Annotated in this window: 23 protein-coding genes; 13 read left to right on the forward strand and 10 right to left on the reverse strand. The window is 60.4% G+C overall.

What is annotated here, in order from left to right; translation table 11 throughout:
• Positions 1-5 precede the first annotated feature (5 nt).
• From ACR0MO_RS16240 to ffh, 5 genes are read right to left on the reverse strand one after another with little or no spacing between them, the layout of a single operon-like run.
• Positions 6-302, reverse strand: a complete 297-nt coding sequence (locus ACR0MO_RS16240) for a chorismate mutase (RefSeq protein WP_074737903.1) — start codon at positions 300-302, stop codon at positions 6-8.
• Positions 299-838 carry a GNAT family N-acetyltransferase gene (locus tag ACR0MO_RS16245; RefSeq protein ID WP_480892284.1) on the reverse strand — a complete coding sequence of 180 codons (540 nt, stop codon included), beginning with the start codon at positions 836-838 and terminating at the stop codon, positions 299-301. The genes ACR0MO_RS16240 and ACR0MO_RS16245 overlap by 4 nt, the downstream gene beginning before the upstream one ends.
• Entirely contained in the window at positions 835-1,425 is a 591-nt protein-coding gene (locus ACR0MO_RS16250; RefSeq protein WP_480892287.1) for a GNAT family N-acetyltransferase, read from the reverse strand. The genes ACR0MO_RS16245 and ACR0MO_RS16250 overlap by 4 nt, the downstream gene beginning before the upstream one ends.
• Complete coding sequence (locus tag ACR0MO_RS16255) at positions 1,422-1,958, reverse strand: GNAT family N-acetyltransferase (RefSeq protein WP_170520199.1); 537 nt, start codon at positions 1,956-1,958, stop codon at positions 1,422-1,424. The genes ACR0MO_RS16250 and ACR0MO_RS16255 overlap by 4 nt, the downstream gene beginning before the upstream one ends.
• Positions 1,959-3,467 carry a signal recognition particle protein gene (gene ffh, locus ACR0MO_RS16260; RefSeq protein ID WP_170520202.1) on the reverse strand — a complete coding sequence of 503 codons (1,509 nt, stop codon included), beginning with the start codon at positions 3,465-3,467 and terminating at the stop codon, positions 1,959-1,961. It abuts the gene before it with no gap.
• Positions 3,468-3,771: 304 nt separating this feature from the next.
• Here ffh and ACR0MO_RS16265 point away from each other — a divergent pair, with 304 nt between their 5' ends.
• Positions 3,772-4,536: a sulfotransferase domain-containing protein gene (locus ACR0MO_RS16265; RefSeq protein WP_480892291.1), complete on the forward strand. Its 765-nt coding sequence runs from the start codon at positions 3,772-3,774 to the stop codon at positions 4,534-4,536.
• A gap of 126 nt (positions 4,537-4,662) precedes the next feature.
• On the opposite strand, the gene ACR0MO_RS16270 is transcribed toward ACR0MO_RS16265, so the two are convergent.
• A complete protein-coding gene (locus ACR0MO_RS16270; RefSeq protein ID WP_480892294.1) occupies positions 4,663-5,181 on the reverse strand; it encodes a hypothetical protein in 519 nt (172 codons plus the stop codon).
• 88 nt (positions 5,182-5,269) lie between these two features.
• Between ACR0MO_RS16270 and ACR0MO_RS16275 the strand changes: the two genes are divergently transcribed.
• Entirely contained in the window at positions 5,270-5,800 is a 531-nt protein-coding gene (locus tag ACR0MO_RS16275; protein ID WP_170454737.1) for a prolyl-tRNA synthetase associated domain-containing protein, read from the forward strand.
• Between the two features lie 71 nt (positions 5,801-5,871).
• Here ACR0MO_RS16275 and ACR0MO_RS16280 read toward each other — a convergent pair whose 3' ends face one another.
• Together ACR0MO_RS16280 and ACR0MO_RS16285 are read right to left on the reverse strand one after the other, a co-directional pair.
• Positions 5,872-6,615, reverse strand: coding sequence for an aspartate/glutamate racemase family protein (locus ACR0MO_RS16280; protein WP_170454735.1), 744 nt, complete (start codon positions 6,613-6,615; stop codon positions 5,872-5,874).
• Between the two features lie 72 nt (positions 6,616-6,687).
• A complete protein-coding gene (locus ACR0MO_RS16285; protein ID WP_170454733.1) occupies positions 6,688-7,269 on the reverse strand; it encodes an NAD(P)H-dependent oxidoreductase in 582 nt (193 codons plus the stop codon).
• A gap of 119 nt (positions 7,270-7,388) precedes the next feature.
• Between ACR0MO_RS16285 and ACR0MO_RS16290 the strand changes: the two genes are divergently transcribed.
• From ACR0MO_RS16290 to ACR0MO_RS16305, 4 genes are all read left to right on the forward strand, one after another.
• Entirely contained in the window at positions 7,389-8,267 is an 879-nt protein-coding gene (locus ACR0MO_RS16290) for a LysR family transcriptional regulator (protein WP_170454731.1), read from the forward strand.
• Positions 8,264-9,178, forward strand: a complete 915-nt coding sequence (locus ACR0MO_RS16295; protein ID WP_170454729.1) for a DMT family transporter — start codon at positions 8,264-8,266, stop codon at positions 9,176-9,178. Before ACR0MO_RS16290 ends, ACR0MO_RS16295 begins: the two co-directional genes overlap by 4 nt.
• A 64-nt stretch (positions 9,179-9,242) precedes the next feature.
• Positions 9,243-9,515: a hypothetical protein gene (locus ACR0MO_RS16300; protein WP_170454726.1), complete on the forward strand. Its 273-nt coding sequence runs from the start codon at positions 9,243-9,245 to the stop codon at positions 9,513-9,515.
• A 113-nt stretch (positions 9,516-9,628) separates the two neighbouring features.
• A complete protein-coding gene (locus ACR0MO_RS16305) occupies positions 9,629-10,042 on the forward strand; it encodes a universal stress protein (RefSeq protein ID WP_170454724.1) in 414 nt (137 codons plus the stop codon).
• Here ACR0MO_RS16305 and ACR0MO_RS16310 read toward each other — a convergent pair.
• Positions 10,035-10,385, reverse strand: coding sequence for a metalloregulator ArsR/SmtB family transcription factor (locus ACR0MO_RS16310; RefSeq protein WP_170520223.1), 351 nt, complete (start codon positions 10,383-10,385; stop codon positions 10,035-10,037). The two genes, ACR0MO_RS16305 and ACR0MO_RS16310, sit on opposite strands and share 8 nt — an antisense overlap.
• A 232-nt stretch (positions 10,386-10,617) precedes the next feature.
• Between ACR0MO_RS16310 and ACR0MO_RS16315 the strand changes: the two genes are divergently transcribed.
• The 5 genes from ACR0MO_RS16315 to ACR0MO_RS16335 all read left to right on the forward strand — a co-directional run bounded on the left by ACR0MO_RS16315 (position 10,618) and on the right by ACR0MO_RS16335 (position 13,216).
• Positions 10,618-10,950, forward strand: a complete 333-nt coding sequence (locus tag ACR0MO_RS16315) for an AtpZ/AtpI family protein (protein WP_170454720.1) — start codon at positions 10,618-10,620, stop codon at positions 10,948-10,950.
• A gap of 2 nt (positions 10,951-10,952) precedes the next feature.
• On the forward strand, positions 10,953-11,711 hold the full coding sequence (locus ACR0MO_RS16320; RefSeq protein WP_480892300.1) for a F0F1 ATP synthase subunit A: 759 nt from the start codon (positions 10,953-10,955) through the stop codon (positions 11,709-11,711).
• Positions 11,712-11,787: 76 nt separating this feature from the next.
• Complete coding sequence (locus ACR0MO_RS16325; RefSeq protein ID WP_005981269.1) at positions 11,788-12,012, forward strand: F0F1 ATP synthase subunit C; 225 nt, start codon at positions 11,788-11,790, stop codon at positions 12,010-12,012.
• An 86-nt stretch (positions 12,013-12,098) separates the two neighbouring features.
• Entirely contained in the window at positions 12,099-12,650 is a 552-nt protein-coding gene (locus tag ACR0MO_RS16330; RefSeq protein ID WP_170454717.1) for a F0F1 ATP synthase subunit B', read from the forward strand.
• Positions 12,651-12,655: 5 nt separating this feature from the next.
• Positions 12,656-13,216: a F0F1 ATP synthase subunit B gene (locus ACR0MO_RS16335; RefSeq protein ID WP_170520225.1), complete on the forward strand. Its 561-nt coding sequence runs from the start codon at positions 12,656-12,658 to the stop codon at positions 13,214-13,216.
• An 80-nt stretch (positions 13,217-13,296) separates the two neighbouring features.
• Here ACR0MO_RS16335 and ACR0MO_RS16340 read toward each other — a convergent pair whose 3' ends face one another.
• Complete coding sequence (locus ACR0MO_RS16340) at positions 13,297-14,067, reverse strand: FadR/GntR family transcriptional regulator (protein ID WP_480892303.1); 771 nt, start codon at positions 14,065-14,067, stop codon at positions 13,297-13,299.
• Positions 14,068-14,217: 150 nt separating this feature from the next.
• On the opposite strand from ACR0MO_RS16340, the gene ACR0MO_RS16345 reads away from it, so the two are divergent.
• Positions 14,218-15,417: an aminotransferase-like domain-containing protein gene (locus tag ACR0MO_RS16345; protein WP_170624265.1), complete on the forward strand. Its 1,200-nt coding sequence runs from the start codon at positions 14,218-14,220 to the stop codon at positions 15,415-15,417.
• A gap of 42 nt (positions 15,418-15,459) precedes the next feature.
• Positions 15,460-15,855: a hypothetical protein gene (locus ACR0MO_RS16350; protein ID WP_170454709.1), complete on the forward strand. Its 396-nt coding sequence runs from the start codon at positions 15,460-15,462 to the stop codon at positions 15,853-15,855.
• Positions 15,856-15,871 lie beyond the last annotated feature (16 nt).

Consider the following 15,871-nt stretch of genomic DNA (forward strand, 5'->3'; position numbering starts at 1 on the left):
GCCGGTTAGTTTTGATGTTTCTTATGGTGTCGGATGACTTCCTGAATGATGAAATTCAGAAAAGCCTTGGCGAAGTCGGGGTCCAGATCGGCCTCTTTCGCCAGGTCTTCGAGCCGTGCGATCTGCGCGGCCTCGCGCGAGGGATCGGACGGGGGAAGGTCGTGTGCGGCCTTGAGCTTGCCAACAGCCTGCGTGTGCTTGAACCGCTCGCCCAGCGTGTAGACAAGGATCGCGTCCAGCCGGTCGATGCTTTCGCGATGCTCTTTCAACAGCGTGGCAGCCTGTGTCACGGGGTTGGTCATTGGCCGGTCCTTTCGGTGGTCAAGTCAATCTGCGGGTGGCGCCAGATCTGGGCGCGTTTGCCCAACAGCTCGGCGTTTTCAATCTCCAGCGTCGCACCAAGCCGTTCGGCCAGCGCGCGCGAGCGGTCATTGGCATGGGCGATATAGCTGATCACGCCGTTCAGCCCCTGATGCCGCGCCGCGTAATCGCGCGCAGCCGCTGCGGCCTCGAACCCCAGCCCTTTGCCCTCGGCCTCGGCCATCAGCGTCCAGCCCAGCTCGGGTTCGGCCCAGCCGGGTACGTCGATCATCCCGGCCCAACCCACGAATGCGCCGCTGGCCTTTTCGGTCAGGTGCCACAGGCCAAAGCCTTTCAGCGCCCAGTGCCCCAGACGGTTAGCCAGAGAGCCCCAGCTTTCAAGCGCATCCTTGGGGCCGCCGACCATATGGCTGCGCTCGGTCGCGAAGAACGCGGTCATCGCGGGCAGATCGTCCAGATGCGGCGCGCGCAGGATCAGGCGGTCTGTCTCAACGGTGGGGATGGTGAATGAGGTCATGCGTAGGCCTCCATCCCGCCGTCGCCATCGGTGGCGAGGTGGCGATACACCAAGGTCACACCGTCCTCTTCAACGATCTCGCGTTCCACAAAAGCGCCAAGCCGGTCTGCCAGACGTTGAGAGCGTTCATTCCCTTTGACGATAAAGCTCGCCAAAGTGTCCCAGCCGAGTTGCTCGAACGCAAAGCCACGCGCGGCGCTCGCGGCCTCAAACGCATAGCCGTGGCCTTCACCTTCCTCGGTGAAGACAAAACCAAGCTCTGGCTCTGGGTCTTCCGGCTCGAAGCCGAGAACGACAAAGCCCAGCAGTTGACCGCCTGCCTTCGCCTCAACCGACCAAAGGCCATGGCCGCGCAGCGACCAGATGGCGACCATCTGAGCGAAATCATACCACGCATCCTCGCGCGACATGACTGTCAGGTACCGCGCGCGCGGGCTGGCCACGATCCGGGCATAGGTGTCGAAATCCGACAATTGTGGCGCGCGCAGAACCAGACGCTCGGTTTCGAGCGTCGGAATCGCGCCCGCCACGCGAGACGCCAATTCAGCCCCTTGAGCATTTGGCGGAGCTTCGAACCGGAAGGTCATGCGTAGGCCTCCGATCCGGTTTGCCGCTCATCCGGGTGAGGGTGACGATAGACGACATCCTCGGGGTTCGGGCGCGCTGCGCTTGGGTCTTCATTTGCCCCAAGCCGCTTGGCCAGCGCAATTGAACGGGTGTTCGGCGCATCGATATAGCTGACCAATGACGTCAGCCCGGTATTCTCAAACGCCCAGTCACGCGCGGCACAGGCTGCTTCGAATGCATAGCCCTTACCTTCAAATCCGGGGAAAATACACCAGCCGATTTCGGTTTCCGGGAATTTCGGAGGTTTGTTGATCCCGACCTGCCCAATGAACTCACCGGTTTCCGTCAGATCGACCGCCCACGCACCAAACCCGAGAAACTGCCAACTGGCCACGTCCGAGCCCAGCATCGACCACAGGTCCTGCGCCGAGTACGGCCCATCCATGTACTTCGCCCAATCCGTCGCAAACAGCGCGGCCATCGGCTCGAAATCCTCAAGCCGGTGATGGCGCAATGTCAGGCGCGCGGTGGATATGGTGGGCGCGAGTGTCACTTACTTTTTCTTCCCGAACCCGCTGAGGCCCTGAGGCAGCCCCATACCGCCGCCCAGTCCGGGCAGACCGCCGGGCATCTTGCCGCCCATCGCCTTGGCCGCCTGTTCCAGCGCCTTGGGGTCCATGCCTGCGGCCATGTCCTCGGGCGAGGGGCCGCCTTTGCCGAACATGCCTTTCATGGCCTGTTTCAGCATCTTGCCTTTGCCCATCTTGCCCATTTTCTTCATCATGTCCGACATCTGCCGGTGCATCTTGAGCAGTTTGTTGAGGTCGCTGACCTCCATCCCCGAACCAGCGGCAATCCGTTTCTTACGGCTGGCTTGCAATAGCTGAGGGTTGGCGCGTTCGCGTTTGGTCATCGACTGGATCATCGCGATCTGCTGGCGCAGGATCTTGTCGTCCAGACCGGCCTGATCCATCTGTTTCGCCATTTTGCCCATGCCCGGCATCATGCCCATCATGCCCTGCATGCCGCCCATCTGGATCATCTGTTCCAGCTGCATTTTCAGGTCGTTCATGTTGAACTGACCCTTGACCATGCGCTTCATCATGCGCTCGGTCTGTTCCATCTCCATCGTTTCCTGGGCTTTTTCGACCAGGGCAACGATGTCGCCCATGCCCAGAATACGTCCTGCGATCCGGTCCGGCTCGAAGGTTTCGAGCGCGTCCATCTTCTCGCCCAGGCCGACAAAGCGGATCGGCTTGCCAGTGACCGCGCGCATCGAAAGCGCCGCACCGCCGCGCCCGTCACCGTCCATCCGGGTCAGGACCACGCCCGAGATACCGACCTTGGCGTCAAATTCCTCGGCCACTTCAACAGCGACCTGACCGGTCAGGCCGTCGACTACCAGCAGGGTTTCGCGGGGGTCGACCACATTGCGGACCTGCTCGACCTCGTCCATCAGGACTTCGTCAATGTGCAGACGACCCGCGGTGTCGAGCATGTAGACATCATACCCACCAAGCGTCGCCTGCTGCTTGGCCCGTTTGGCGATATCGACCGGAGATTGGCCGGGCACGATCGGCAGCGTATCCACACCAACCTGCGTGCCCAGCACCGCCAACTGATCCATCGCCGCCGGGCGATAGACGTCGAGCGAGGCCATCAGGACCTTCTTGCCCTCTTTCTCTTTCAGGCGCTTTGCCAGCTTGCCGGTGGTGGTGGTCTTGCCCGAGCCCTGCAGACCAACCATCAGGATCGGGGCGGGCGGGTTGTCGATCTTGAGCTTGCCGGGGTCTTCCTCGCCGCGCAGGGTATCGACCAGCGCGTCATGCACGATCTTGACGACCTGCTGGCCGGGGGTGATCGACTTAGTCACCGCCTGACCGGTCGCCTGTTCCTGCACCTTCTTGACGAAGGCGCGGGCCACCGGCAGCGAGACGTCAGCCTCAAGCAGCGCAACGCGCACCTCACGCAGGGCGGTCTTGACGTCTTCCTCGGACAGGGCGCCCTGTTTGGTCAGCCGGTCAAAGACGCCAGAGAGGCGTTCGGATAGATTTTCAAACATGCCTTCGGCCTCCTTCGCCGGTTGTCTCTTGGCGTGTCCTAAATAGGATGCGCCGGTTAAATGCACAAACGCCCCCTCCCACAGAATTATACGTGGGGGTAATGCCAAATGGCATTGCCCCCACGGGCGAAACTCGCTGGTGGGGGGCGATCCCTGAACGACTCAAGGGACCGGAAGGATGGTTTCTTCCGGATGTTTGCGCGTCGTCTACGCGCCTGAAGGCACCGAGTCAAGACAGGCGCTTTGTATGGAACCCCCTGTGGTGTAGCGTCGGCAAGCAGGATGCAAGGGTCGGAGGGTGAAGGTGAGCGGTACATTTCCACAGCGGACCACCGACTACGTGGGCCCGGTGACAAATACGGATATCTGGCCCGATTTCCGGATACGCCCTGACGATCTGTTTGTCTGCACGCCGCCCAAATGCGGAACCACCTGGACGCAGACACTGGTGCGAATGCTGATTACCGAACAGGCCGATCCGTCGATCTATGACAACAAGGTCTCGCCCTGGCTGGATTGCGCTTTTCGCGACCGGGTCGCGCAGGCCAATTCACTGGAAGTTCAGGACCAAAGGCGCTGCATCAAAACGCATACACCGCTGGATGGCATCACCTATTCGCCGGATGCCCAGTATCTGGTGGTTCATCGTCATCCGGTCGATGTGCATTTTTCGCTGCGTAGCCATGTCGAGAACATGACCGAAGACTGGCTGGACTATCTGTTTCCCGACGACCTGTCCGAAGCGTTTGCGATGTTTCTGGACCGCCCGGCCTCGACCAAAGGGACCGATGATCTGACGCTGGCCTCGTTCGTGCATCACTTCCGGTCTTTCTGGGATTATCGCGACCTGCCCAATATTCATTTCCTGCACTATGCCGAGCTAAGCCGCGACTTGCCGGGACAGGTCAGGCGATTGGCCGGGATCATGGGAATGAACATCGACGACCGCATGGTGGCCGGGATTTCGCAAGCGGGAAGCTTCGGGTCGATGAAAGACAATGCCAGACGCCTGTCGCAGACGCCGGGGTTTACCAGCGTTTTTCGCGATTTCGCGCAGTTTTTCTCGTGAGGCACCAGCAACAAGTGGGAAGGTAAGCTGACCGAGGCCGAGATGGCGTGATATGACGCCCGGATGGCCGGCATGGTCACCCCGGCTGAGCGGATGTGGCTGGAACATGGTCGGGCCGTGTAACCCTCAGGCCTGTTCCCGATCTGGTTTCTGATCGCCAGCGGGCAGCCAATAGTTGATCGCATCCACCAATCCGTGCGCCCCGCGTCCGCTTGAGAATGCCTCGACGATGGGATGTCGGCCCGCGCTCATACCCTTGTCGAGTATCAGGACCGGGCGGTAGAGGGTCGACGATCCTTTGGTGCTGCGCGACACCGAGCTTTCGATCTCGGCATGGGACAGGTCTGACAGCGCATGCTCGACCGCGTCATAGCCAAAGACCGACTGCCTGCGGATCACGAGGCTGCCCTGGTTGCGGTCCAGTATGACCTGAACGCGCCGGACGAAGGTGCAGAACGCGCCGAACCCCAATCCTCCTCCAAAGAGTGCAAAGAAAAGACCGAACAGAATGCCTTCGCCGCCTTCGCTGACCATGAACAGACCTGCTCCGACAAAGGCGAGTATGAAGAAGACCAGCGTGATGCCGATGAACCAGGGCGTGTATGTCAGGATCAATTGGTCCGGGGTATTGCGCGACACTTTCATGGCGGCACGCTAACACTGAATTCCGGCACTGTCGTGGCTTGAATTTCCACCTTTGTTGCGCGATGAGCGCATCAGACAGGAGATCACGATGGACGCATCATCCGCTTTTCAGGACACATTGCCCCTCAGTTCTGACGCCTTGTTGGCGCAACTGGACGATTGGGGGCTGGTTTACCGGCTGCACACTCATCCTCCGCTGCGCACGGTCGAAGAGTCGAAGGCCGTCGAGGATCAGTTCATGGTGCCCGGAGAGAACGCGCTGCGCCTTAAGAACCTGTACCTGCGCGACAAGAAAAAGCGGAACTATCTGGTGACGCTGGAACAAAGCCGCGAGATCGATCTGAAAGCACTGGGGGCAGAGCTGGGTGTGGGCAACCTGTCGTTCGGCTCGGCGGATCGGTTGTTGCAGAACCTTGGTATCCGGCCCGGCGCGGTCAGCCCGCTGGCCATGATCAACGGGGTGCAGAATGATCTGCGCTTTTTCATGGATGCAGCCGCACAGCAGGCCGATGTGATCTATATGCATCCGCTGGTCAATGACCGGACGGTTGCGATGTCGCGGGGTGATCTGATGGCGTTTTTCGAAAAGATCGGCTGTCAGGTGACGTGGCTGCCCTGACTGAACGTGCGCCTTTCAGGCGCACGTGCCTCCGGCGGAGGTATTTTTGAACAGAAGAAGGGGCGGGCGCTTTAGTCCGCGGGCAGCGCCTGTTTCAGGGCGGCGGCCACATGGGCGGCTGAGGGGTTGATGAACAGATGCCCGTCTGCCTCGAATACCGGGTCGTCCAGATGGTTGGGGAAGGCCAGCGGCAGTTCGGTGCAGGCCAGCAGAATAGCGGTGCCGGGTGTTGCGTGGCGGTTGCAGAAGGCCAGCAAACGGGCGTGCGCGGTCCCGGACGCGCCGCCATAAAAATCGCTGTCGATCATGGCCTGCATCTCGTCGACGTCCGGATCCGGCAGTCGGACGTTTGCGGTGACGCCTTCGACCGCCAGCCTTTCGGCATAGTTGGTCGCTTGCATGGTCACGGTTGTTCCCAGCACCAGCGCATGTGATGCGCCGGTTTTTGCGGTGGCTTCGGCAGTGGCATCGAAGATGCTGAGGATGGGCATCGAAACACCCTGACGGATCGCGTGCAGGCGGGCATGGGGCGTGTTCGACGCAATGATGCCGAAATCACACCCTGCGTTTTCAAGGGTCAGCAGCGCGTCGCGGAAGACCGCGTCGAACTCTGCCCAGCTTTCTTCGTTTCCGGCCACACCGCGCAGCGCCCGTGTTCTGGCTTGCGTCACCGACTCGATCGTCATCGGCGGTACGGGCAGGGGCGAGCCATGGCCGCGCGCGGCAAAATATCGGCCCGCCCCTTCGGCGATGGCTCTGTAGTAGTCGACGGTCGAGGCCCAGCCGACTCCGCCCAGAATTCCGATCTTTTTCATGATTGAATGTCCAACCCGCAAAATACCTGTTTTGCAGATTGGACATTTCTGGTCGCGAAGGCCAGTGCCGGTTTAGGCGGCCAGTTCGGATACGGCCTTATGCGCATTCTGCACTGATGCGTCAGGGTCGATGGCCAATTGGTCCGCGGCGACGACGTCCACATCGTGAATTCCGATAAAGCCCAGAACATGCTTTGCGTAGCCAGACGCGTAGTCGATCTCGGACCCCACGGCGGTGCCGCCCGAGGCGATGGCCAGAACGGCGCGTTTGCCTTCCAGCAGCCCCTTGGGGCCGTTTTCGGTATAGGAAAAGGTCAGACCCACGCGGGCAACCAAGTCGATCCACGCCTTGAACGCGGCGGGTACCGAAAAGTTGTAGATCGGCAGACCAATGACGATTGTGTCGGCCTGCTGAAGCTCGTTCACAAGCTCGTCCGAAAGGGCCAGTTGATCCCGTTGAACCGCGTCGCGCTGATCTGCCGGGGTAAAGTTCGCGGCAATCCAGTCTTCGGTCAGCAGCGGCAGGGGCGAGGCCAGATCACGGCGAATGATGCGCCCGGCGCCCAGATGTTTGACGACACGGTCTGACAGATCACGTGTTGCCGATCCGGTGCGGCGGGCCGAGGCGTCGATGTGGAGAATGGTTTTGGTCATTTCTGCAGTCCTTCGATCAGGGGTGATGTGGTCTGGGCTCAATATGATTGTTGCGCTGGCGAACAAAAGTCGGATACATCAACAGCGTCTGTTAGAAATTGCACAAAGATAGCTTTGCCATGGATAATTGGGATGAAGTGAGAACCGCATATCAGGTCGCGCGGATGGGGACAGTCAGCGGCGCGGCCGAGGTTTTGGGCGTGCACCATGCAACAGTGATCCGCCATATCGACGCGATCGAGGCGCGGTTGGGTGTGAAACTGTTCCAGCGTCACGCGCGGGGATATACGCCAACCGAGGCGGGTGAAGACCTGTTGCGCGTGGCGCAGGCGACCGAGGATCAGTTCAACCAGCTTGTGGGTCGAATGAAGGGCCGGGGCGACGATGTCTCGGGCGAGTTGGTGGTGACCTCGCTGGCGTCGCTGGTGCCGTTGGTTGTGCCCACTCTCAGCGAGTTCCAAAAGGCCCACCCGGGGTTGATCGTGCGCTATCTGACCGGGGACCGCCTGTTTCGCCTTGAATATGGCGAGGCGCATGTTGCCATTCGCGCCGGGTCAGCGCCGGATCAGCCGGACAATGTTGTGCAGCCCTTCGTGACACAGGACGTGGGCTTGTTTGCCAGCAAGGATTACGTCGCCCGCCGGGGCAAGCCGCAAAGTGTCGAGGATTTCCCCAAACACGCCTTTGTTGGAAATGATGACGAAAACAGCCGCGCGCCGTTTTCGCAATGGCTGCGGGCCAACGCCCCGGCCGAGGCGCTGACATTCAGGTGCTCGAACAACTTCACCGTGGCCGAGGCCGTTCGGGCCGGGGCCGGGATCGGGTTCATGGCCCGATGGGAGGCTGCCAGATACCCGGATCTTGAGGAAGTGATGGACAGCCTGCCCGAATGGTCGGGCAAACTGTGGCTGGTCACCCATGTCGATCTGCACCGCACGACCAAGGTGCAGGCGTTCCTGTCCTTCCTGAAGGAACAGTCGCGGACCTGGCTGCCATGACGCCGCAAGCCCGTGGCCATCTGGCCATGTTGTGCTTTTCGGCGCTGGTAGCAGGCAGCTTCTCGCTGGGGTCGATGATCGCGAATGAGATCGCCCCAGCTGCGTTGAACGCGGTGCGCTTTGCGATTGCGGCGGTAGTAATTGGGATTGCTGCCTATGCCACGACCGGTGTGCCACGTTCCGCCACGCAGGCCCCGTGGCGCTATTTGGTTCTGGGCGGTCTGTTCGCCACCTATTTTGTCCTGATGTTCTACGGTCTGCAGACCGCTCCGCCGGTTAGTGCTGCCGCCGTGTTCACGCTGACGCCGGTCGTCTCGGCCATTGCTGGGTGGGTGTTGCTGCGGCAGGTCACAACCCCGCGGATGGCTTTGGCCCTGTCCGTCGGGGCGGTCGGCGCATTGTGGGTGATTTTTCGCGCCGACTGGCAGTTGTTCCGGGCTTTCCAGATCGGGGTGGGTGAGGTCATCTATTTCGTGGGCTGCGTCGCCCACGCAATCTATACACCCATGGTCCGCAAGCTGAACCGGGGCGAACCGGCGGTTGTGTTCACCTTCGGCACTCTGCTGGCCGGGTGCGTCCTGCTGACGGCCTTCGGCTGGTCGGATATAATCAGCACCAATTGGTCCAACCTGCCGAGCATCGTCTGGATCGGGCTGCTGTACCTGTCCTTCTTTGCAACGGCAGCCAGCTTTGTTCTGGTCCAGTTTGCGGCGCTGAGGCTGCCCTCGGCCAAAGTCATGGCGTATACCTATTTGGTGCCCAGTTGGGTCATCCTGTGGGAGATTGCGTTGGGCAACGGTGTGCCGACCGGGCTGATCGTGGTGGGCATTGCCTTGACAGTTCTGGCCCTTCTCTTGCTGCTGAAAGAGGAAGTCCCCGAGCCGGCATCCCTTCGCCGCAGTGCAGATTGACGCTTGTGTTCCCATCAGCTTCTGGCAGCATCCTATCGGCCAAAACGAAAACGAGGGCAGGGGAATGAAGCCATTTCTAACGGGCGCAGTTTTGATCGCACTGGGCGCTTGTACGCAAGGCAACTTGCAGGGCTCCGGCGACGAGACATCGCTGCAAGCCAGTTGCGAGGCGCTGGTCTCTGCCGAAAGCGGCACGCGTATTGATGACGTCAAGGCGCAGGAAACGCGGCCCGACCCACGGGGTTCCGTAACAGAGGTTACCGTTGCCGGGCAAAGCCGCCCATGGACGTGTTCGGCGGACCCAACAGGCGTCATTTACAGCGTCATACCCGGCTGATTGCGGTGCGGCTGTGTTGTTCGCCAAGAGGGCGAACAGCCCCTCCGTTGAGGCAGATCAAGGCTGAAACCGGGCATGTCTTCTATACTTTCCACAAGGAAGAGGAGGACGAAATGTTCAGTCACATCATGATCCCCGTCGATCTTCACTTGCCGCCCGAAGTGCAAAAAGCCGTTGCTGTGGCGGGTGAGATGGCCAAATGGCAAAACGCACGTGTGACCCTGGTCAGCGTGACTGGTACCCAACCCGGTGATGTCACCGCATCGGACGCCTCTATCGCCAAGGACCTTGCGGCTTTGGCAGATGACCTTTCGGCCAAAAGCGGTGCAGAGGTCGGCACTAAGAACATCCATTCAGTCGATGTTGCGGTCGAAGTTGATGGGGATCTGACGCGTGCAGCCGAAGAGATTGGCGCCGATCTGATCGTTGTGGGTACACACGCGCCTCGGATCACGGACTATATCTTCTCAAGCCATGCCGGGTATCTGGCGAAACACGCCAAAGTGTCCGTGTTTGTCGTCAGGTAGGCGAGTCATCCGCGCCATCCGTCGCGGGCAGTTCGACCTCAAGAAACCGCTCGAACGCGTCCAGGTTCACCGGCTCGAACTGTCCGAACCCCTGCATCCAGACCGAAGCCGTCCGCAGGGCGTCGGGCTCCAGCTTGCACCACTTCACCCGCCCGCGCTTTTCCTGAGAGATCAGCCCGGCCTTGGTCAGAATGACCAGGTGTTTCGAGATCGCGGCCAGCGACATCTCGAACGGTTCGGCCACGTCGGTGACGGCCATGTCATCCTCAAGCAACATCGCAAGGATGGTGCGCCGGGTCGGGTCAGCCAGGGCGGCGAATACGGTGTCGAGGTCGTCGGACATGATCCCGCTGAACCACAGCGCCGGAGTTTGGTCAACCATTTGGTTGAATATGTGGATTCAGGGTGATTTCGTATTGCCCACCTTTTGACTTGCGATTTACCTGCACCTTCCCAGCAGAAATACCGAATGAAAACAGGAGTTTATCCTGCGGCAATTCGGGCGCTCAACACCGTTGACTCTGTGCCCTGCGCCCCTTAGCACCTAGCCCCAAGACTGTGCGAGGAAAACGCCCGTGACCGATGACGACCAAAAGCAGCGTATGGCGCAGCTGGAGGCTAAGATCGACGCGGCGAAAAAGGCGAAACAGCCCAAGCCTCGTGCGGATGCTGACGTGTCCGGGGGCGAGCTTGCCTGGAGGATGGTCATCGAAATGGTATCCGGTCTGGGGATCGGATTTGGCATCGGATACGGGCTGGACAGCCTGTTCGGGACGATCCCGATCTTTCTGGTGCTGTTCACATTGCTGGGCCTTGTCGCGGGCGTGAAGGTTATGCTCCGCAGCGCGAAAGAGGTTCAAGAGAAACAAGCGGCGGCTGAGGCGGCCGAGAAGGACGAGAGGGACTGAACGTGGCAACTGAGACCACCGCAGCAGAAGGCAGCAGCCTGGTTTTCCACCCGATGGATCAGTTCATCGTTAAGCCGTTGTTCGGTGACAGTGCGGTGGGCATGTTCACGATCACCAACGTGACGCTGTGGCTGTTCCTTGCGATCGTGGCCATCATTCTGCTGCTGATCGTGCCGACCTCGAAGCGCGCGATTGTTCCGACCCGGATGCAGTCGGTCGCAGAACTGGCCTATGGCTTCATCTACAAGATGCTGGAAGACATCTGCGGCAAGGAAGGCGTCAAGTACTTCCCCTATGTGATGACTCTGTTCATGTTCATCGTCTGCGCGAACTTCCTGGGCATGATCCCCATGTCCTTCACCACAACGTCGCATTTCGCCGTGACCATCCCGCTGGCGCTGTCGGTCTTCCTGACCGTGACCGTGCTGGGCTTTGTCAAGAACGGCGCAGGCTTCCTGAGCCTGTTCTGGGTGTCCAGCGCCCCGCTGGCGCTGCGTCCCATTCTGGCGATCATCGAGCTGATCTCGTACTTCGTGCGCCCGGTCAGCCACTCCATTCGTCTTGCTGGTAACGTCATGGCAGGCCACGCTGTTATCAAGGTGTTCGCAGGCTTTGCCGCGATTGCCGCGATTTCGCCCGTGTCCGTTCTGGCGATCACCGCAATGTATGGCCTTGAGGTCCTCGTGTCCTTCATTCAGGCCTACGTTTTCACCATTCTGACCTGTGTTTACCTGAAGGACGCTCTGCATCCGCATCACTAAAGATGGGTGAAATCACCCATCCTACGCAGGAACGATAACCCAACATCGAAACTTCCAATTCGTAAGGAGATACATCATGGAAGGCGATCTCGCACACATCGGCGCAGGCCTGGCAGCAATCGGTTCCGGCGCAGCCGCAATCGGGGTGGGCAACGTTGCAGGCAACTTCCTGGCCGGCGCCCTGCGCAACCCTTCGGCGGCTGCTTCGCAGACCGCAACCCTGTTCATCGGTATCGCGTTCGCAGAAGCCCTGGGGATCTTCGCATTCCTGGTCTCGCTGCTGCTGATGTTCGCCGTATAATCTGCGGAACCTGATCCTTACGCGCAGGTGGGCCCAAGCCATAGCGGCCCACCTGTTGTAAAGACAAGTTTCCGACGGAGGATATCATGGCGACTGAACCCATTACTAAAGAGGTAGCCGGCTCGTGCGTCGACTCCTATGGCTCTGCCATCGGGATGCCACAGCTCTGCTTCGATTGGTTCCCCAACCAGATTTTCTGGCTGGTCATTACGCTGGTCGTCATCTTTCTGGTCCTGTCCCGCGTGGCCTTGCCGCGCATCGCGGCAATCCTGGCTGAACGTCAGGGGACCATTACAAATGACCTGGCTGCGGCCGAAGATCTGAAGGCCAAGGCGGTCGAGGCTGAAGAGGCCTATAACAAGGCGCTGGCCGATGCCCGTTCTGAGGCACAGCGTATCGCAGCGGAAGCCCGCGCCGAAATCCAGGCTGGTCTGGATGACGCGATTGCCAAGGCGGACGCGGAAATCGCTGCAAAGGCGGCTGAATCGGAAAAGGCAATTGCCGACATCCGTGCCGGTGCGCTGGAAAGCATTCAAGTGGTTGCCAAGGATACGGCGGCTGAACTGGTCACAGCACTGGGCGGCGAGGCGGATGCCAAAGCCATCGACGGTGCCGTAGATGCGCAGATGAAAGGATAAGTGACATGCGGAACACTCTTGCCCTTATCCTGACCTTCGGTGCCGCAAGCCCGGCGCTGGCCGCAAGCGGCCCGTTCTTCTCGCTTGGCAATACGGACTTTGTCGTCACTCTGGGCTTCATCGTCTTCATCGCAGTCCTGTTCTACTTCAAGGTCCCCGGCATGATCGGTGGCGCGTTGGACAACCGGGCCGAGGGCATCAAGTCCGAACTGGACGAAGCCCGCGCCCTGCATGAAGAAGCGCGCAGCCTGCTGGCCTCGTACGAGCGTAAGCAGCGCGAAGTGCAGACGCAGGCGGATGCCATCGTGGCTGCGGCCAAGGATGACGCGGCGCTGGCAGCAGAGCAAGCCAAGGTCGATCTGGAGAAATCCATCGCGCGCCGTCTGGCGGCCGCACAGGACCAGATCGCGTCGGCTGAGGCTTCGGCTGTGAAGGAAGTGCGCGATCAGGCCATCACCGTTGCTGTCTCGGCAGCTAACGCTGTGCTGGCCAAGCAGATGACCGCTGCTCAGGCGAACAAGCTGATCGATGCGGCCATTGCTGACGTGGGCGAAAAGCTGCACTGACAATTGCCTATCCCGAATTAAGAAAACCCGGCGCAGTCGCCGGGTTTTTTTGTTTCAGGTGCCCAAAGCGGTTTCGGCGCCTAGGCTTGCCCCGTCTCATGCGCCAGGCGTTGCTGTGCAATCGCCTCGTTGCGTTCGGCCTTTTGCTGATCCTCCATGCAGCGCTCGACGAAATCCAGATGCTGTTCGACCGCCAAACGGGTGGCCTCGGGATCCCGAGCTTGCAGGGCTGTGTTGATCGCGCGGTGCTGGTCCAGAATGGCCTCACGCGTGGCGCGTTGCTGAAACATCATCTGGCGGTTGTAAAACACACCCTGCCGGAGCAGATCGTACATCGACCGCATCATGTGCAGCATGACAACGTTATGGCTGGCCTCAATAATGGCCATGTGAAACTCGGCGTCCAACCCGGCTTCTTCTTCGGCGGCGTTGCGCTCATGTGCCGTCTCCATCCGGTCGAAAATGGCCTGAACCACCTTAAGATCGCTGGTGGACCCAAGCCGCGCAGCGCGCTCGGCGGCCAGCCCCTCCATATCCCGGCGGAAGGACAGATAGTCGAACACTGCCTCGTCATGGCTGCTGAACAACCGGATCAGGGCAGGGGAAAAGGCCGAGCCCAGAACTTCGGCCACATAGATACCGGATCCGGCCTTTGCGGTCAGCAACCCTTGGTCCTGCAGATCGGAAATGGCATCCCGCAAAGATGGGCGTGACACGCCCATGCGCTCGGCCAATTCCCGCTCCGACGGCAGACGCTCGCCGGGGCGCAGGATGCCGCGTAGGATGAGCAATTCGATCTGCCGGACAACTGCACTCGACAGCTTTTCGGTCTGAACTTTTTGAAAGGGCATATACACGTCCAAAATTGGTCAAAACATATGACCACAGTGGGGGTTCGGGTTCAAGAAGGGCGGTTTCACTTTGATTGAAACATTAGGTCAGTATTGTTGACTTTAATACTGTTCTGCATAGGCTGCCCGAATTGAGATCGGAGGAGCCTCATGACCGCGCAGACCCTGTTCGCCACCCGTACATCCAGAATGAAAGCGTCCGAGATACGGGAATTGCTGAAACTGCTGGACCAGCCCGGCATCATCTCATTCGCTGGTGGAATCCCCGATCCGGCCCTGTTCCCGGCAGATGCGTTTTCGCAGGCGTTCCAGGCAGCACTTGGGCCGGACACTCAGGCGCAGGCGCTGCAATACTCGGTCAGCGAAGGCTATGCGCCGCTGCGCGAGTGGCTGGTCCGCCATATGCGGGAGATCGGGGTCGAGTGCGAGGTCGACAACATCCTGATCACCTCGGGCTCGCAACAGGCGCTGGACTATCTTGGTAAGCTGTTCCTGTCGCCGGGCGATACGGCCCTGGTCGGATGGCCGACCTATCTTGGGGCTTTGGCAGCTTTCAACGCCTATGAGCCGCGGTTTGACCGGCTCAGCATCAACGGCAATCGCGGTGCTGGGGAATATCGTGAGGCGGCCGGGGACGGGGCGGTCAAGTTCGCCTATCTGTCACCGGATTTCTCGAACCCGACCGGAGAGACGGTTGATTTGCACGGGCGCGAGGCGCTGCTGGACCTGGCCGAAGAACTGGAATGCGCGGTGATCGAGGATGGGGCTTATCAGGCCCTGCGTTATGATGGCGAGGCTATTCCACCGGTTCTGGCGCTGGAACTTGCGCAGAAAGGAACGATTGAAAACTGCCGCACGATCTATTGCGGCAGCTTTTCGAAAACACTGTCGCCGGGATTGCGGATGGGCTGGGTGGTCGCTGCCAAGCCGGTCATCTCGCAGATGGTGCTGATGAAACAGGCCGCTGATCTGCACTCGGCCACCATCAACCAGATGGCCGTGCATCAGGTGGCCGAGGCGTGTTTCGACACCCATATCCCCAAGGTCCGCGCAACCTATCAGGCGCGGCGCGATGCGATGCTGGCCGCCTTGCAGCAGCACATGCCGGATGGCGTGGTCTGGACCCGGCCCGAGGGCGGCATGTTCATCTGGGTCACGCTTCCGGTGGGCACAGACGGGTCCGACCTGCTGGCGCGTGCGTTGGCGACCGAGAAAGTGGCGTTTGTGCCCGGTCAGGCGTTCTTTCCGGACGGCAGCGGGGCCAATACCATCCGGCTGAGCTTTTCCAATTCGGATGAGGCAACGATCCGCGAAGGTATTCGCAGGTTGGGCAACGTGCTGCGGGCCTGACGCGGAAAGGGTCTGTTAACCAATTTACTGCAACCCTGCGGCATGATCCGGTATCTCGCCCTCTTTCTGCTTGCGGCCTGTTCGGCTGGCACGCCCCATTTTCGCAACGTCCCTGCCACGCGCGTTGCCGTAAACGGCAGTGTGTTTGACGTGCGCGTGCGCGGCGAACTGGCCGAGGCGGTCCGCGTCAACGCGCAATACGCCCCACGCCTTGGCCCAATCCGGGATCGTGCAGCGCTGGCCATGGCGCAGGTGTCGGGTTGCCCGATCCTGGATGTGCTGGGCGATGCGGCGGTGACGGTCGGCGTTTTGGGTTGCGACCGCGAGGCGGGGGAGCGGTTGCTGCTGACCGCCATCTCGCGACCCAATTACGAATGTATCAACTATGGCGCGTCCAGCGGCTATGCCTACGAAGTGTTCGAGTGTACGCCATATTGAGAACTGCGCTTATTTG

Source organism: Ruegeria sp. K5 (genome assembly GCF_056531805.1).

Excerpts from the sequence above, each read along its gene's own strand:
- ACR0MO_RS16310 (WP_170520223.1), bottom strand. The coding sequence starts at position 10,385 with ATGTCCGACGACCTCGACACCGTATTCGCCGCCCTGGCTGACCCGACC.
- ACR0MO_RS16305 (WP_170454724.1), top strand. The coding sequence starts at position 9,629 with ATGTTCAGTCACATCATGATCCCCGTCGATCTTCACTTGCCGCCCGAA.
- ACR0MO_RS16240 (WP_074737903.1), bottom strand. The coding sequence starts at position 302 with ATGACCAACCCCGTGACACAGGCTGCCACGCTGTTGAAAGAGCATCGC.
- ACR0MO_RS16300 (WP_170454726.1), top strand. The coding sequence starts at position 9,243 with ATGAAGCCATTTCTAACGGGCGCAGTTTTGATCGCACTGGGCGCTTGT.
- ffh (WP_170520202.1), bottom strand. The coding sequence starts at position 3,467 with ATGTTTGAAAATCTATCCGAACGCCTCTCTGGCGTCTTTGACCGGCTG.
- ACR0MO_RS16285 (WP_170454733.1), bottom strand. The coding sequence starts at position 7,269 with ATGACCAAAACCATTCTCCACATCGACGCCTCGGCCCGCCGCACCGGA.
- ACR0MO_RS16350 (WP_170454709.1), top strand. The coding sequence starts at position 15,460 with ATGATCCGGTATCTCGCCCTCTTTCTGCTTGCGGCCTGTTCGGCTGGC.
- ACR0MO_RS16340 (WP_480892303.1), bottom strand. The coding sequence starts at position 14,067 with ATGCCCTTTCAAAAAGTTCAGACCGAAAAGCTGTCGAGTGCAGTTGTC.
- ACR0MO_RS16345 (WP_170624265.1), top strand. The coding sequence starts at position 14,218 with ATGACCGCGCAGACCCTGTTCGCCACCCGTACATCCAGAATGAAAGCG.
- ACR0MO_RS16250 (WP_480892287.1), bottom strand. The coding sequence starts at position 1,425 with ATGACCTTCCGGTTCGAAGCTCCGCCAAATGCTCAAGGGGCTGAATTG.
- ACR0MO_RS16330 (WP_170454717.1), top strand. The coding sequence starts at position 12,099 with ATGGCGACTGAACCCATTACTAAAGAGGTAGCCGGCTCGTGCGTCGAC.
- ACR0MO_RS16270 (WP_480892294.1), bottom strand. The coding sequence starts at position 5,181 with ATGAAAGTGTCGCGCAATACCCCGGACCAATTGATCCTGACATACACG.
- ACR0MO_RS16295 (WP_170454729.1), top strand. The coding sequence starts at position 8,264 with ATGACGCCGCAAGCCCGTGGCCATCTGGCCATGTTGTGCTTTTCGGCG.
- ACR0MO_RS16335 (WP_170520225.1), top strand. The coding sequence starts at position 12,656 with ATGCGGAACACTCTTGCCCTTATCCTGACCTTCGGTGCCGCAAGCCCG.
- ACR0MO_RS16280 (WP_170454735.1), bottom strand. The coding sequence starts at position 6,615 with ATGAAAAAGATCGGAATTCTGGGCGGAGTCGGCTGGGCCTCGACCGTC.
- ACR0MO_RS16275 (WP_170454737.1), top strand. The coding sequence starts at position 5,270 with ATGGACGCATCATCCGCTTTTCAGGACACATTGCCCCTCAGTTCTGAC.
- ACR0MO_RS16245 (WP_480892284.1), bottom strand. The coding sequence starts at position 838 with ATGACCTCATTCACCATCCCCACCGTTGAGACAGACCGCCTGATCCTG.
- ACR0MO_RS16290 (WP_170454731.1), top strand. The coding sequence starts at position 7,389 with ATGGATAATTGGGATGAAGTGAGAACCGCATATCAGGTCGCGCGGATG.
- ACR0MO_RS16325 (WP_005981269.1), top strand. The coding sequence starts at position 11,788 with ATGGAAGGCGATCTCGCACACATCGGCGCAGGCCTGGCAGCAATCGGT.